This window comes from Fluviicola sp. (assembly GCF_030151805.1).
GTDB lineage: Bacteria > Bacteroidota > Bacteroidia > Flavobacteriales_D > Crocinitomicaceae > Fluviicola.
The window spans coordinates 12664-28293 of record NZ_JASLCN010000346.1; the positions used below are offsets into that span (position 1 = coordinate 12664).

Genomic DNA, 15630 nt, shown 5'->3' on the forward strand with positions numbered 1-15630 from the left:
ACATATTAAATTGTATAAAAGGATGAGCTGGATGTTTGAGTGATTCCTACACGGAATACTTCCGAGCGGTTTGCATATTCAAAGGCTTCCGTCAGGTCTTCCAATTGAAATTCTGCTCCGACCAATTCCTGAAAAGGAAAGTCTCCGTGGTACTTTTGAATAAAATCAATGGCGTTTTTTAAGTCTTCAGGCGTATAATTGTGTAACCCACGGATAGTGAGCAGGTTTCTCACAATGTTTTCGGCATTAACGGAAATGTCATCTTGCTTGAAGATGGAACCAACAAGAGTCAATACTCCGCCAATAGCTAAACCGGATAAGGTCAATTCAATGGTTTTTGGGTTTCCGCTTGTTTCGATGGCCAGGTCAATATCCCGGAAGTTTTCAGCACCAACGGTCATTTCTCCTGTTGATTGGTCTAATAAAACAGTGTGCGTTGCCCCGAATTTTTTAGCATACGTCAACCTGGAAGCATCAATATCCATCACAATGATTTTAGATGCACCCAGTGTTTTCAATTGAGCACAGGCAGACAAACCAAGCATTCCCGCTCCAACTACCAGGCACGTTTTGTTTACCGGATTTTTAGCCGATATGCGAATGGCTCCTGAAATAGTAGCATGCGTGCAATTAATCGGCGCGGCTACCGGATTTGAAATTTCGTTTGATAACAGGAATAACTCCGTACCTTTCCTGAGGTGGCAATGACTTGCAAATCCTCCGTTCAGCATGTCGTTTTCCGATAGTTTCTGATGACCGTATTTGTACAGATTTTCTGATTTTTGAGGATATCCCTTTCGTGCATTGTCGCAACACGGATCAAAGGCGTAAACCATCCAGGTGATACGGTCGCCGATCGTTAATAATTTCCCGGAGTAATCGCGTTTACCGCCTGAGCCGATAGCTTCAATCGTTCCCATGATCTCATGCCCTAAAATGCTTGGCATAGGAGAAGTTCGTCTTCCGAAGTAAGTATGCAGATCGCTGGTACAAATGGTTGTATATTCAATTTTCACCAGCACTTCTTCTTCCTGAAGAACCGGGAGAAAACTATTTTTTAATTCAAATGGTGTATTAGGGTTTGTAAAAACCATTGCCTGTGCAAGGTTCTCGTTTCGGTCTATTTTTAGAGTTGGTGACGCTGCATTTAAATTTCTCATGAAGCAAAATTAGACCATAATTTTTCATCACATGAAAATTACAAACAGATTTAGCAATTATTTAATCTGTCACCATTTTTGTTTTTTGATTATTAAACTGGCATTAACAGTAGTTTCAGGCTTACTCGAAATGAGTTTCAGTTTTATAACTTGATGAAAGGTAATTTTCTTATTAAGAAAATATTAAACCCGGCAAGAAATCTTCCTTTTCCCTGGGTAATGACTAATGGTCTTTGTAATATTGTCGTTTTTTAAATGAATATGCTGGGTCCGGAAGAAATTATCGCGAGTGTTGGTGAGCACATGAAGGAATTACGTAAACAACGAAAGTTAACACTTCAAAAAGTGGCTGAAATTTCAGGTATCAGTGTTGCGATGCTTTCAAAAATTGAGAACGGACGCATTCATCCTACTTTTTACACCCTGCTCCAGATACTTCTTTCTTTAAAGGTTGACCTGAATGAGTTTTTTGCCAGCATCAGCACAAGTAAAGAATTGCCGAGCTATTTCCTGATCAAAAAGAAAGATTACAGGCCGATTCAAAAAGAAGCTTCTACCGGATTCAATTATGAACTGATCTTTAAACGCGCCATTGAATCTTCCACCGTTGAATTTTCCTTATTGCATCTAGATCCCAGGGCAAAGCGAAAAAAAGTCACCACAGCCGGTTACGAATTCCTGTTCCTGATTTCCGGGGAAATTGATTATTTTCTGCAGGATGAAAAAATCAAACTGGAAGAAGGGGATTCGTTGTTTTTTGATGGAAATATTCCACATGTACCGCAAAACAATTCGGAGAAGGTCTGCACCTTGCTGGTGATCTATTTTATTCCACAGGGAGTTTCGTAAAACGCCTTCCAGATTATCTGTTTATTAAAAAACAACACAAAGGCCTTCCAAGTAAAAAGGATCGTTAATTTTGGCTGATTGAATTATCAAAGTTATGTCAAACAGCATTCTGCCACAATTCGGGCGAAAAATAAGAACCATTCGAATAGAAAAGAAGTTATCCATCCAGGAGGTAGCCGACCGGTCGGAAATCTCAAAGGGCATGCTTTCAAAAATTGAGAATGGTCGTTCTATTCCTTCGCTTCAAGTGCTGCTGAGTGTTATCAAAGGATTGGGAGTCGATATACAGGCTTTTTTCACTGGAATTTACCTGGATAATGACAAAAAGTACATCCATGTCAAAAAGCAGGATGTGACCATTATCGAAAAAGAACAGGGAACGAAAGGCTATACTTACTCCATGGCTTTTGGCTCAAACATCGGTTCCGAAACCATTGAAGTCGTTATTCTGACGATTGATCCGGGAGCAATCCGCGATAAAGTAACCACAGATGCTTACGAATTGAAATACATGATTTCGGGTAAAGTAAAATACTACCTGGAAGATGATTTTATTGAGCTGGAAAAAGGCGACTTTTTATTTTACAACGGAAGAATTCCACACGTTCCGATTAATGAAGGCAACGAGCAGGTTGAAATGCTGGTGGTTTATTTCTTCCATTCAACGGATAATTGAAAAAACGCATCAAAACAGCTAAGCAAAATTAGAAAATTGCCAATTCGCAATATTACGAATCGCCGCCACAGAACTGATTTTGAGAGCATTTATTTTAACCCGGGTTTTGTACGGGAATTCCGGTGATTTTTTCCTCCAAACGCACAAACAGATGCTCATCTACTCCCAAACAAGTCATTAATCAAAGGTTCTGTACGAAAATATAGGTGATAAAAAATGTTCACGCTGCACTGATGATAGCAATCGGTATCTGCGTAAATCCATGTAATCTGCGTGCTTTTTTTTGGTAATCACCTAAATTCCCGGACAAGAGATAATCAAAAAACACCGCCTTTCGACGGTGTTCCCAAGAAAAAAAACTAAAAATTTAGAAAAACAGCTTTTGAACATGTTCATGAGCATAGCCTGCGCTGGCAGTCATTCCTTTTCCACCGATTCCCGTTACAATATGAATATTGGAACCGATGGTGTGTTCAAAAATTTCTCCATGACCCTTCATTTGTGCGTAAAATCCGGACCAGGTAGCTGCAATATGCAGAACAGGAGCATCAATGATTCTTTTTGCCTCCTGAATGATCAGTTGATTGATATACTCTTCTTCTTCAAAACCGGCATCGAAACCACTACTGTTATCGGCATAAACATGCGAGTCGCCAATCACAATACTTCCGTCCGGCCGTTGTTTGAATAAAATATGAATTCCTTTTTCAGCCAACTCCGGATGTGCATTTTTCGGATCAAGCTGCCCGTAAGACGGACATCCCTTGAATGATTCGTAGCGGCGAACGGTCATTCCGGTAAGAATATTTCCGTGAAGCGGAGTTGCAATTGGAGTTGATACCAGCATTTGCAGCTTGGAAATCTCAATAGGAGCCTGTTTGAAAATCTCCGGGTAGAGAAACTGAAAATCGCGTCCGTTACAGATCAACACTTTTTCGCATTCAACCGCACTTCCGTTTGCCAGCTTTACTTTGACGCCGGAAGTGGTTTCCTGTGTCTCAACGACTGCCGTTTCATAGAAAAAAGTAACGTTTCCGGTTTCTGTAATAAAATCGTGAATGGAACGGATCAATCTCCGCGATTCTGCTGAAACTTCCTGCTTGAAAAACAACCCTCCAACCGGGTAGTCGCCTTTCAGCAAAGAGCTGTGAGCAAGAACCTGTTCTTTGGTCAGTAATTCAGACGGATAATCCGTTGCATTGAATTGAGCCTGTAACTCGATCAACAACTGCATTTCACTTTCATCGGAAGCAATGTAAAGCGAACCGTTCGAATGAATTCCAATGTCTTTTTTTGCCTGGATGGATTTAAACAACTCCGTACTGAATCTTCCGTATTGATGCCAGCGCCCGTTTGGAAAGCCCGAAGGAACAACCTGCCCGAAATTCCGGACAGTTGCTTCCCGTGGTGTGGAGTCTTTTTCAAAAACGGCTACTTTCTTTCCAAGTTTAGCAAGGGCGTGAGCGTGGAATGTTCCTAGTATTCCCGCGCCCACAACCACTACATCGTATTTTGATGCGATCATTCTAATTAATTTTTTACTAACTTATATGTTTGTCTGTTCCCTTCGGTAGTAATTGTCAGGAAATAAATTCCTGCCTCCTGAATACCGTCAATTACTACGAATCCGTTTGCAGTTGTTGTCGTAAACGAAACACGCTGCCCGGCAGTGTTAACAACCTCAAGTGCATCAATGTGGTGTGTTCCTTTTACAGTAAACGATTCTTTAAACGGATTCGGATACAAACTGAATAAATTCTGGTACGTTTCAATTCCTGCAATATCCGTTGTCACAAATGGAATCGGTCCTGCCCATGTAGTGCTATTTCCGGCACAATTGGATTTCACGTAAAACTCATAAGAAGTATTCGGAGACAATCCTTCCCACGTATAGGTACCTTGAGAGCTATTTGCTGTAATTCCCCAATCAGGCTGCAACCCGGCTGGTCCCCATGAAATAGTCCAGTCGTTTCCGTTCAACTGATCCCAGGAAGCCTGAGCAGTTGTATCTGTTACAAACAACATCGCGACATTAGTCGGCAATTCGCACACTTCCGGTTGATACACATACGGACCAACCCAAATGCTGTTTCCACCTGCACATGAATCCTGGATGTAAATTTCATACGTGAAATCACCATTCAAATTACTCAATTCAAGGGAATCACTTGCAATATTGGATTCGATTGTTCCGGCTCCAAGCGTGAAACCTGCTTCTCCCCATTGAACGTTCGATATTCCCGATCCTCCGTTGTTCCAGAAAATCGTTGCTCCGGCAGTTCCGTTATCCACTGAAGTGATTACATCCGGCAACGAACAAGCACTTGAAAGATCCGTTGCTAAAGCAAATTCCTTACGAAGTACCGCTGTATCGGAAAGCTCAAAGTGCTGAGCTGTGTTCTGTGTATATTCATTCAAAGCCCATAACGGATTGATGCGGCTATTCTTCGAGATTAATCGCAAGTCAGATTCTGCAGTCATTGCTGCCGGATTTGCACTGTAATCCCATTTAAATGTGAATTGAGCCGGTGCAAACGCTCCGTTTTCAGCAACGAAAACACCGTAATAATTCGGTAAATTGTTCAAAACAGTCGTATTCAAATCTCCATCAGGGGTTCCGTTGATCTGATACAAATGAATCCCGTGCGGATGTCCGTTTAACGCCAATACCGCAGGATGAAATCCATTTGCAGCTGGAAGCACAACCTGAACTCCGTTCCAGGCAGCCTGATCATAGATACTTGCAGATGTATCTCCGACCGGAGCACCTGAAGGAATCTTATTCGCAATTGTTAAGTTGCTGAAACTTCCCGGAGCCGTAAGCCCCGTCAAATTTGCAGGCTGTGTACTTCCCAATTCATCAAAACGGTAATAATGAGTCAATCCTGTTTCGGATCCCGTTAATTTATGACACATACCCGCCTGAATTTCCGCATCCGTGCGCGTCGTGTTCCAAATACGCACCTCATCAATTTGTCCGTCTAAAGTGTTTGATTCGTTGTCATCTTTGTACGAACCAACCGCTAACCAGGAGTCCGAATAATCAATTGGTCCCGAGTTTGCTGTTCCTGTCCCTTCCAAATGTCCGTTTACGTAGATTTTCTGAGTCGTTCCATCATACGTTCCGGTAACATGATACCATTTATTGGGTTCAAAGGAAGAAGTTGTTTCCAGGTAAGTAATCACTCCGTTGGTTGTCAATGCAAAAGCAAATTTATTGTTGTCTCTCACTTCCAGGTCCCAGCCTCTTTCGTAAGATCCGTTATCCTGGATAAAGCTCACAATTCCATCCCAGGTTTGGAATGTTCTCGGATTAACCCAGGCTTCAACGGTAATATTTTGAGTGGGAAGCTGTAAGGATGCAGCACTTACTTTTCCGTTAGACAAGTTTACAAACCCATTCGAACTAGTATTGTTGATCGCAAGACCTGATCCCTGACTTACATTACCCGGAATACTCAATGTCTGGAACGTAATCGGACCAACGGTATTGGAAAGCACTCCGCCAGCACACTGAGCAGTCAGATACACATCATAAGAGGTGTTTGGAGTCAAATTGTTTAAGACTTCCGTTGAGTTACTGGAAGCAATCACCGTTCCCGATCCGATACTGAATCCGCTTATCCCGTATTCAATAGATACAGAAGCCGCCGAGCTTGTCCATCCGATGGAAGCATTGCTGAAAGTCATGTTTGATGCACTGTAATTTGCCGGATCATCACACACCGCATTGGCAAACCCAAGGATAAACTCGGATGAAGCAGTAATCGTATCAACCAGGGAATTGGTCGAAGTAGTGATTGTCGCTGCTGCGTCCAACCAGGGATTTGTATTATTTGCTGCACGTGAAAACAAAATGATATTCGACTCGTTTGCCTGTGCATCTGTATTTCCTGCATAATCCAAATGCATGACAGAAGAACTTCCGTTTGCCTCCACATAAAATACTCCGAAGTAATCATTCGTCGCTGAAAGTAATGGAATTCCATTCTGATTGAGCGGTACTCCGTTTACTTTGTAGAACTGAATTCCTTTATGCGCTCCGGAAATATTATCCAACACAACAGAACCGGAAGTTCCGTTTAACGAAAGGTTTGCTCCCGTCCAGGAATTGGTGTATAAATACGTACTCTGATTTCCGATTGGCGCACCTGAAGTGCTCCAGCTTGCAGCAGTTCCGTTTTGCAAAGTTCCCGGATAGTTCGTTGTCAAATCCTGAACAACACTTCCCGGCGCATCATTAAACGGATAGTAAACCAATAAATTCGCTTCGTTTCCAGCCAATTCTGTACACATTCTATCTTTGATCTGAGTTTGACTCAAAGCCGTGTTCCAGATTCTGAATTCATCCAGTTTACCGGTAACCTGGTAAGGGTAATTTCCTGTTCCGTCCTGCCCCAGCTTATACGTATTTACAGATGTCAGATCTCCGGTTGATGCAGAAATAAGCATCGATCCTTTTTGAACTCCGTTTAAATAACATTTCAATGAATCCGCTCTGCTTACTGTTACCGCAATGTGGTTCCAGCCGGAAGTGAACGTAAATCCACTGATCGTTAAATCTTTTCTAACCCCGGTAGCTCCTTTGAAATTGATTTTAAAGGTATTTCCAGTGGATTGAAAGTTGAAATTAATCCCTGTATTTGCTCCCGAATTCCAGTCTTTATTGGAGAAAATAGCCGGATCGCTGGCATCCGCATTGGATTTATACCAGAACTCAATCGTGAAATCGCTTGTTCCCAAAGGTAAATTTCCCAAATCGACGTGATTTTTTCCACCCGGATTTGCAGAGAAATCAATTGCTCCTTTAGACCCCTGACCAAAGGTGAGGAAGGTTCCAAGAAATACTAGTGCAAATGAAAATGCTTTCATGGTTTTATCTTTTAATGATTCGTTTGGTAACAATCGAATTACCTGTTTGAATTTTCAATAAATACGTTCCGTTAGCCAGGGAGCTGATATCAATCTTTTGTTTGGAATATGCCGAATAATTAGTCATATCACCTGAATGAATGACACTTCCGTTTAAATCAACAACACTCACTGTGAAAGTCTGTGCCGTTTGACCGTCATAAACGATATCAAACACCCCGTTATTCGGGTTCGGATAGATTGCAAATGCAGCCGCAGCATCATTGTCTTCTACAAACAAATTCCCTTCGTCCAACCAGGATTTCCCATCTAAGTTCCAGGCAGCAGTATTGTTCGTGATACAAGTATTGTTTGGGATCAAATGGTCGATTGCCGTGCACGCGATATCTGTTAAAACAGGTGTATTGTAAATGGCAGTTGTTGTTGGAGGAGTTCCGAACTGGTACGATCCCGGATCTGTTGCAGTGATTTGTAAATGAGGAATATTGTATCCTGCAGCTGTCCACCAAATATGACGCTCATCGTTCGAGTTTCCACCGTGCGTTGTTCCTGTTCCGCCGTGATCCGTTGTTAAAAGAATCACCCATTTTTCGTTCGCATAATTCGGACGCGCATACAATGCCTGAAGAACCTGTCCGACTTTTGTATCTGCATAAGCGATTGCATTCATATAAGACGAAACTGCCGGGTTGAATCCGTTGGAGTGACCCGCTCCGTCCACATCGTCGAAATGAACGAATAAAATATCCAGGCTTGCATCAGCTAATTGAGTTACGGCTACCGATGCACAGGCATCATCTGTTGGCGGCACGATTTTACTGTTCCATCCGTCGTTGTAAACATTATCACTCATTGGCGACCAGGACGTAATCTGAACGGCTTTTGCATTGGGCCTGCACTCCTTTACCCTTTTAGGGAAATAAGGAAACGTGTTGTAATTACTTCCGGTGTAATTGTTACTGGTAACACCATGTTTACCTTCCCAAACTCCGGTCAGCATATCAGACCAGGATGGCCCGGAAGAAGTAATCCCCAAATGCCAGGAATCAAACGTATACAAACCGGCATCCATAACAGATTTGATATTCGGAGCATTTCCGTTTGTGATTTGTTGCTGCAATGCATCGGATCTGCAACCGTCAATCCCGATAAACAGCAATTTATAACTGTCATCCGCATCTTGTGCAAGGGATGTAAATGTCATAGCACAAGCTATGAAGCTTTGAAGTAAAAGTTTTGTTTTCATCATTGTTTCTTTTTAATTATTAAAAGTTGAATTTCACACCAAGGGTTCCTTTGACTCCATAGTACTCCACCTGCATTGGTCTGAATGACTCGCCGCGGTAGACATAAAATGGCTTGTTGAGTATATTGGAGATCTCAGAATAGATCTGCATGTATTTGGTAATCTTATATGAAGCACTAATATCCAGCGACCATTTGTAGCGCATGAACACATCGTAATCCGTATTGTCATGCAACAGACGGATTGTTTTTCCGTCATCTGAAACCGCAGAAGTATTCACCTCCATCAAATAACCGGCTGTGTAATTTAGCGCAGCGCGGATTTTCAACCCCTTATCACCTTCATAGAAAAGAGCACAGTTTACCAATACCGGCGGCTGCATAGGAAGCGCCTGTTTGAAAGATCTTCCCGGTATTTGCATTTGGGAATAAGTCAGTGTGAAATTGGCATCGATTCCAAAATTCTTTAACATTGAAGGAAGAAAATCAAACTTCTTTTTCCCATTGATCTCGATTCCGGCAACATAAACCGGTTTCTCGGCATTTTGATAGGACTTGTAAATAATCCCTAATTGCGGATCAATATCAGCTGTGATAGTGCGATAAATGTGATCTGTAACCACTTTTCCAAAAAGTCCCACGGAAAACAACCCGGCATTTTTCATGTAATGCTCATAAGAAAAATCCAAATTCCATGAAAATGCTGGTCTCAGGTTCGGATTCCCCTGGTTGAATTCAAGATTGGTGTAATCAATCACTGCTGTTCCGGGCTTCGTTTCGATGAAGTTCGGTCTGCGGTAAGTTCGCGTAAGAGCCGCACGCCAAACAGTATTGTCATTTTGGTCAAAACGCAAATGAACCATCGGAAGCGGTGCGTAGTAATTGCGCTTCAAATGCGATTTCACCACCGGGTAAGCCACCGTATACTGAACAGTAGGCGTAAGACCTGTACCTGCATAAGGATCGTTGTCTATCGGCACCACTTTGTAGTCGCCGTCTATGTTATAAATGTTTGCCAGATACCAGTCATTTTCGCCGTCAAGAACCGAATCGGCAGTCATTTTTAATTGAGTCATCTCCACCCGGATCCCTCCGATCAATGTCAATCGCGGCTTGAGTTTCCATTCCGCCATTGCATACACAGCTTCCGCTGCTTCGGAATAGGAATAAGTAGAACCAATAAATTCGTAATAATCATGATGCGCAACCGTCATCGGTTCTTCACGCAGCGTATCTCCCAAATTATTGATCAACCCATCTATTTGATCCGGTTTAAGGAATGGCATAAACGTACCCGCGTAAGGCTGTCCCAATTCCTGTAAGAAACCGCCGTTCAGGTTCAAAGGAGCCGTCGGGTAATTGGTGATTTTAAGAGAACCCGAATACGTATTGAAGTCCTGGTACCAGTTGTGAAGTGACAAACTTCGATATCCTTCTTTGTAACGTGTTTTCCCACCGACTTTAAGTGTCAGATTTTTAGTTGCTTCGTATTTGAAATTGGCATTGACAATCAGCGGATCCTTTTCCCAGGTCGTGTTCAACTCACTGTAAGCTCCAGAAAATTCATAATCACCGGGAGAGTTACTTCCCTGGATTTGAGGCTGAATATTGTTCCAGCTATCGCCATCTCCAAAAGGATTGTCTTTTCCGAGGAGTTTTACACGCGCCAATTCCAGGCTTGGGTCATTCACGATATTTCCGTTTCCGTCAATCGGGTTGCCGTTCTGATCCTGGCGGTAAGCCTGTCCGTTTTTATCTATGTAGACCTGATCTTTGAAATGAACATTGAATTTTTCAAAGTTCTCAACGAGGTATCCGTTTCTTTTGTCTTTTGATTTAAACGGAACTTTTCCATAACCGTATTGATTGCTGTAGAAAGCAACTTTGGCATCGAAAAACAGTTTTTTACTCAATTTCAATTCGGTCCCCAATTCACCTCCATACAACAATGATTGCTGGATAGAATGAATGTGTTGTAACATAATGGTCGAACCGGCTCCGATTGCATAGTTGTAGCGCGTCTTCATGTCGTATTCGTTATCTGTGAACCGGCCCACCATGCTTTTGAAATAAATCTTGTTGTTCGGAGTGAATTTATAATCTAAAGCAATATTCCCGGAGTAAGTCGAACGCATCCCGGTATAATCCCTCAACTCCAAACGATTCACTCCTTGATTGTAGTTACTTCCGTAAACAACCTCAAAATTGTCCGTTCCCCAGTTTCGGACGTAAGCCGAACCATTGATCAGGAAACCGAATTTCCCGTTTTTGGAACGGGTTCCATAAAAGAAATTACCATTGTAAATCGGCTTTTGAGACTGAGCATTGTAGCCGCCCATCAGGTTGATTTTCAATTCAGTTGAATCGGGAGAGGTTTTCGTAATAAAATTAACAGAACCACCGATCGCATCACCTTCCATATCCGGCGTTAATGCTTTTGCCACTTTGATGTAATCCAACAAGTCGCTGGAAATTACATCAAACGCCATTGTACGCGTTTCCGAGTTCTCATCCGCAACCGGCAACCGATCCCCGTTAAGCATCGAACTATTCCAATCGGTCGGCGTTCCTCTTACAGACATATAACGTCCTTCTCCCTGGTCCTTTTGAACGGTTACAGCCGGCATTTTCTGAAGATTATCTCCCGCGTTGTATGCTACCTGCTCACCATCGCCTACGTACTCCACGTTTCCGATTACATTTTCATCCTTTTGAATTTTGTTTGCTTTATTATTCCCTTCAGCCAGCTTTCCATTGACAACAACTTCTTCGATTTCGTTTTTGGATTTGCCTGCATCTAATAAGATTGCACCAAGATCAACAACCCCGTTGTTGTTTAGCGTAATCGTATCACGATAAACCGGGTATTCTGAAGATTGAATAACCAGGTAGTACCTTCCGTTCGGAACATTTTTGAATTCAAATTTTCCGTTCAAATCGGACAACTGCTTCCAGGTGGTTCCGTTCAGAATAACCGGAACATCCGGAATAACGCCCGCTTCATCCTTTACCAAACCGGTAATGGTGTTTTGAGACAAGGCAAATTGTCCGGTCAACAAAAGGGAAAGAAGCAATAATGATTGACGTATCATTTTTTTCATGTGATTATTGATTGTTGTGTTTTGTACAATTGGAATGCTGATGATGCTTATCATAAGTTTCGATAAACAGGAAAAGGGATACATCTCTGAATTCTTGCGCAATCAGATAACCCGCCTGCAAATCTTCATCATTAATCGTTGAAGTTTGAAAGAATTGAACAAGCTGTTCTTTCGCTTTTGAGTACAGCGAATAATTGTTTTCCGCTTTTGCTTGTTTGAAATCCAATTTTAATTGATCCGGGATCGCTTGTCCTTTCACAAATAAAGGAGACAAAACGAGTAAAGTCTGAATAAATAACGATTTCATATCTCTTGCTGTAATGTTTCTTCTAATGAAACCCGATTGTTTACAAATAAGAAACTCATTCAACAATCAAATTTCTGTTGCAAATATCTCTAACAATTGATATATAGGCGTTTTTAATGGATTATTATATTGTTAATTCAATTTTAATAAATTTGTTTCGTAATCAAATAGAGCACTATTAGGAAACTTTTCAATTTCTAGGATGAGCACTATTTGTACTCTGTTGAAACAGTTGAGAAGGGTGACAGAGGGAATCGGGCGGTTTTTAGAGCAGGAACCTCATTTTGGTATACAGGGTTTTGATCCACTGTTCAAAAACAACTTTTGAAATAGAAATCCGGGGCAAATCAATACCAAAAACTTGTATGAACTCAAAAAATCTTGAATACAGGGATGAAAACAAAACGGCACCGCGAATTATTACCACAAGATCCAATACCAGCTTTCTAACACCGGCACAGTAGCCCGAAAAGAAATAGAATGATGTTTGTTTAAAAGAGCATTTAAACCCTTTTGGGATTAGGAATATAATTGTACGCCGTTACCGATTCCATAACAATGGAAACATCTAAATCAGCGTTTTAAACTCTTTTCAGAAATTAAATTCCTCCTTTCCGGGAAATTGCCCTTCAAGGGGAAAACGAAAAATTTACAACAAAGGAACTAGTTACTCAGCAAGCTTCTCATACACCGCAATGGCCTCAATATGGCTTGTGTGCGGGAATTGATCTACCAACGATAATTTCATGAGTTTATAACCGCCTTGTTCAAGTGTTTCCGTGTCTCTTGCCTGGGTGGAAGGATTGCAGGAAATATACACGAGGTGTGAAGCTCCCAAAGCCATTACTTTCTGCAAGGTCTTCGGTGCGATTCCTGCCCTTGGAGGATCCAGAACAATCGTATCAATACGGTTTAAGTATTCCGGGTGCAATGACAGGAATTTACCTACATCTGCTGCAAAGAAATGCAAATGCTCCAGCTTATTGCGTTTCGCATTTCGTTTTGCATCCTCAATAGCTTCTTCAACGATATCAACACCGATGATTTCACCCGCATTCACGCGTTGTGCTACCAATTGTCCGATGGTTCCCGTTCCGCAGAATAAATCCATGATCACACTGCCGTCTTTCGCGTAATCGCAAACGTAATCGATTGCTTTCGTGTACAAACGTTCCGCACTTTTCGGATTCGTCTGGAAAAAACTTTCCATGCTGATTTCAAACGAAAGACCGAGCATTTTCTCAACGACTACCGAGTCTCCGAAAAGCAATTCACTGGTTCCGTTTTCTATTTTGGCACGATCGGCCACATTATCATTGATCGTATGCCAGACACCCGCCAAACGGTTTCCTAATTTCTCTTTCAAAAAGGCAACAACCTGTGCTTTATCGAATTGTTTGATTCCTGCGGAACTGGTTACGATATGCAGCAGCAATTGATCCTGGTCGAAGGATTTCCGGACCACAATATGTCTGAAAAAACCTTCCTTTCTCGGCGGATGCCATGCCGGCAAACCAAATGATTTCAATAAATCTCTGAATTCCGGAAGAATGGTTTCCCATTGCTCGTCAAACAATCCGCTCGGTTTATTCAGATTTTCAACTTTCCACCAGGTTCCTCTTCGCTTAAACCCTAAAGCAAAAGCATCGTCGATTTCCTCCCCGGTTTCCGGCACATGTTCAATACAGGAAAAACTGTATTCCATTTTATTCCGGTAAAAGAAGGCTTCCGGTGACGAGATAAACTCATCAAAAAGCGCTCCCGGATCCTGGATCCTTCCGATTTTCCGGTAAACATCCAGGGTAGATTTTTTCTTATATTCCTGTTGAATTTCAATCGGAACAAACAAGTATGGCGCACCTGAAATCTCTTGAAACGGAAGTTGTTTTTCCAAAGGAGAACGCTCCAGCACTTCAAGCAGTTTGCATTCTGCATGGCGTTTGCGTTTCTTATCGACCCGGGCTCTTACGAATTGCCCTGGAAAGGTGTTTTCAACGAATAAAATAAAATCGCTTTCTTCCGATTTCATGCGGGCAATCCCTTGACCACCGAACGCAAAATCGTCGATTTGAATCTCAATAATCTGATTTCTGTGTACCACTTTTGATTGTTTCTTCTGAGCCTATGGCTGTTACAATTCCTGATCTACAATATCCTGAATTGATTTATTTTCTAAAATGCGCAACGTTTCGTTCCGAACGTCAATGAATACCTTATTCAAGCCACACGTTTTTTCATCCGTGCATTCTTCACAACGCTGATAGTAATTCAAACTGACGCAGGGCAATAATGCAATCGGGCCGTTAAAAAGCCTGATAATCGTGGAAATTTGAATCTGCGCCGGTTTCTGACGTAAAAAATAGCCTCCGCCCTTCCCCATTTTCGAATTGAGAATTCCTTGTTTTTTCAGATCCAATAAAATAGATTCCAGGAATTTTCGCGGGATATGGCCGTTTTCAGCAATCTCGAGGATCAAAGTTGGCTCATTAGCATCCTTCTTCGCCAGATAGGTCAAAGCATGTAATGCATATTTCGTCTTCTTTGATAACATGAAATGTGTCTGTTGAGCTAATTTACAATTAAATTCAAAACAAAAACCTTAGATCAATCCTTTAATCACTCCTTTATCGGAAGCTTCAATGAATGATAAAATCTCTCTTCTGATAGGAGAATCTGCAATAGTCTCCTTCACAATATCCAATGATTTGGTCACGTGGTTATTCTGAACGAAAATAATGCGGTAAATATCTTCTATTTCCCGAACCTGCTCATCCGTATAACCACGTCTTCTCAAGCCTACGGAATTGATTCCTGCATAAGTAAGCGGCTCACGGGCACATTTCACATACGGCGGAACATTCTTGCGGATCAAAGATCCTCCTGCAACAAATGAATGCGCCCCGACATGAACAAACTGCTGTGAACCACAACGACCTTCCAGAATAGCGTAATCTCCAACCACGCAATGTCCGGATAAACCGGAATAACTTGCCATGATTACATGATTCCCGATCTGGCAATCGTGTGCAATATGTACGTAAGTCATCAACAAACAATCGCTTCCGACTGTTGTTTTCCACTTATCTTTCGTTCCGCGATGAATGGTTACACACTCGCGAATCACTGTCCGGTCCCCGATTTCAACCGTTGTATATTCTCCATCGAACTTCAAATCCTGAGGAACAACACTAATTACAGCTCCGGGATAAATCTCACAATTTGCTCCGATTCTTGCTCCGGGATAAATATTTACATTCGAATGAATTCTTGTTCCCGCTCCAATCACCACATCATCATGAATGGTACTGAATGCGTCAATAATTACCCCTTCTCCAAGTTGTGCGTTCGGAGAAACCTGTGCTAACGGACTTATCATGCTTCTACTTTATCTTTATCTTTAGCCTCTACCTTATCTTTAAT

The 15630-nt window shown here is 41.9% G+C and carries 11 protein-coding genes; 2 read left to right on the top strand and 9 right to left on the bottom strand.

The genetic code is table 11. From position 1 onward, the window contains the following. Positions 1–5 precede the first annotated feature (5 nt). Positions 6–1160 carry a zinc-binding dehydrogenase gene (locus Q1V93_RS13175; RefSeq protein WP_300665350.1) on the bottom strand — a complete coding sequence of 385 codons (1155 nt, stop codon included), beginning with the start codon at positions 1158–1160 and terminating at the stop codon, positions 6–8. A 255-nt stretch (positions 1161–1415) separates the two neighbouring features. Between Q1V93_RS13175 and Q1V93_RS13180 the strand changes: the two genes are divergently transcribed. Both Q1V93_RS13180 and Q1V93_RS13185 read left to right on the top strand, forming a co-directional pair. Continuing rightward, positions 1416–2009 carry an XRE family transcriptional regulator gene (locus Q1V93_RS13180; protein WP_300665351.1) on the top strand — a complete coding sequence of 198 codons (594 nt, stop codon included), beginning with the start codon at positions 1416–1418 and terminating at the stop codon, positions 2007–2009. A 94-nt stretch (positions 2010–2103) separates the two neighbouring features. Beyond that, positions 2104–2685 (top strand): XRE family transcriptional regulator, encoded by a 582-nt coding sequence (locus Q1V93_RS13185; protein WP_300665352.1) that lies wholly within the window; start codon positions 2104–2106, stop codon positions 2683–2685. A 367-nt stretch (positions 2686–3052) separates the two neighbouring features. Here the strand turns inward: Q1V93_RS13185 and Q1V93_RS13190 are convergent, their stop codons facing one another. The 8 genes from Q1V93_RS13190 to lpxA form a co-directional block, all read right to left on the bottom strand. Next, entirely contained in the window at positions 3053–4210 is a 1158-nt protein-coding gene (locus Q1V93_RS13190; RefSeq protein WP_300665353.1) for a TIGR03364 family FAD-dependent oxidoreductase, read from the bottom strand. A 5-nt stretch (positions 4211–4215) separates the two neighbouring features. Next, on the bottom strand, positions 4216–7557 hold the full coding sequence (locus Q1V93_RS13195) for a LamG-like jellyroll fold domain-containing protein (RefSeq protein ID WP_300665354.1): 3342 nt from the start codon (positions 7555–7557) through the stop codon (positions 4216–4218). 4 nt (positions 7558–7561) lie between these two features. Next, positions 7562–8803 carry a T9SS type A sorting domain-containing protein gene (locus tag Q1V93_RS13200; protein WP_300665355.1) on the bottom strand — a complete coding sequence of 414 codons (1242 nt, stop codon included), beginning with the start codon at positions 8801–8803 and terminating at the stop codon, positions 7562–7564. A gap of 19 nt (positions 8804–8822) precedes the next feature. Continuing rightward, the gene (locus Q1V93_RS13205; RefSeq protein ID WP_300665356.1) at positions 8823–11903 is read right to left on the bottom strand and encodes a TonB-dependent receptor; all 3081 of its coding nucleotides are present in this window, start codon (positions 11901–11903) and stop codon (positions 8823–8825) included. Positions 11904–11907: 4 nt separating this feature from the next. After that, a complete protein-coding gene (locus Q1V93_RS13210) occupies positions 11908–12210 on the bottom strand; it encodes a hypothetical protein (protein ID WP_300665357.1) in 303 nt (100 codons plus the stop codon). Between the two features lie 667 nt (positions 12211–12877). Further along, positions 12878–14311: a 23S rRNA (uracil(1939)-C(5))-methyltransferase RlmD gene (gene rlmD, locus Q1V93_RS13215; protein WP_300665358.1), complete on the bottom strand. Its 1434-nt coding sequence runs from the start codon at positions 14309–14311 to the stop codon at positions 12878–12880. 30 nt (positions 14312–14341) lie between these two features. After that, on the bottom strand, positions 14342–14761 hold the full coding sequence (locus tag Q1V93_RS13220; RefSeq protein WP_124744735.1) for an Rrf2 family transcriptional regulator: 420 nt from the start codon (positions 14759–14761) through the stop codon (positions 14342–14344). A gap of 48 nt (positions 14762–14809) precedes the next feature. Then, a complete protein-coding gene (lpxA, locus tag Q1V93_RS13225) occupies positions 14810–15586 on the bottom strand; it encodes an acyl-ACP--UDP-N-acetylglucosamine O-acyltransferase (protein WP_300665359.1) in 777 nt (258 codons plus the stop codon). Positions 15587–15630 lie beyond the last annotated feature (44 nt).

Excerpts from the sequence above, each read along its gene's own strand:
- Q1V93_RS13175 (WP_300665350.1), bottom strand. The coding sequence starts at position 1,160 with ATGAGAAATTTAAATGCAGCGTCACCAACTCTAAAAATAGACCGAAAC.
- Q1V93_RS13180 (WP_300665351.1), top strand. The coding sequence starts at position 1,416 with ATGAATATGCTGGGTCCGGAAGAAATTATCGCGAGTGTTGGTGAGCAC.
- Q1V93_RS13185 (WP_300665352.1), top strand. The coding sequence starts at position 2,104 with ATGTCAAACAGCATTCTGCCACAATTCGGGCGAAAAATAAGAACCATT.
- Q1V93_RS13190 (WP_300665353.1), bottom strand. The coding sequence starts at position 4,210 with ATGATCGCATCAAAATACGATGTAGTGGTTGTGGGCGCGGGAATACTA.
- Q1V93_RS13195 (WP_300665354.1), bottom strand. The coding sequence starts at position 7,557 with ATGAAAGCATTTTCATTTGCACTAGTATTTCTTGGAACCTTCCTCACC.
- Q1V93_RS13200 (WP_300665355.1), bottom strand. The coding sequence starts at position 8,803 with ATGAAAACAAAACTTTTACTTCAAAGCTTCATAGCTTGTGCTATGACA.
- Q1V93_RS13205 (WP_300665356.1), bottom strand. The coding sequence starts at position 11,903 with ATGAAAAAAATGATACGTCAATCATTATTGCTTCTTTCCCTTTTGTTG.
- Q1V93_RS13210 (WP_300665357.1), bottom strand. The coding sequence starts at position 12,210 with ATGAAATCGTTATTTATTCAGACTTTACTCGTTTTGTCTCCTTTATTT.
- Q1V93_RS13220 (WP_124744735.1), bottom strand. The coding sequence starts at position 14,761 with ATGTTATCAAAGAAGACGAAATATGCATTACATGCTTTGACCTATCTG.
- lpxA (WP_300665359.1), bottom strand. The coding sequence starts at position 15,586 with ATGATAAGTCCGTTAGCACAGGTTTCTCCGAACGCACAACTTGGAGAA.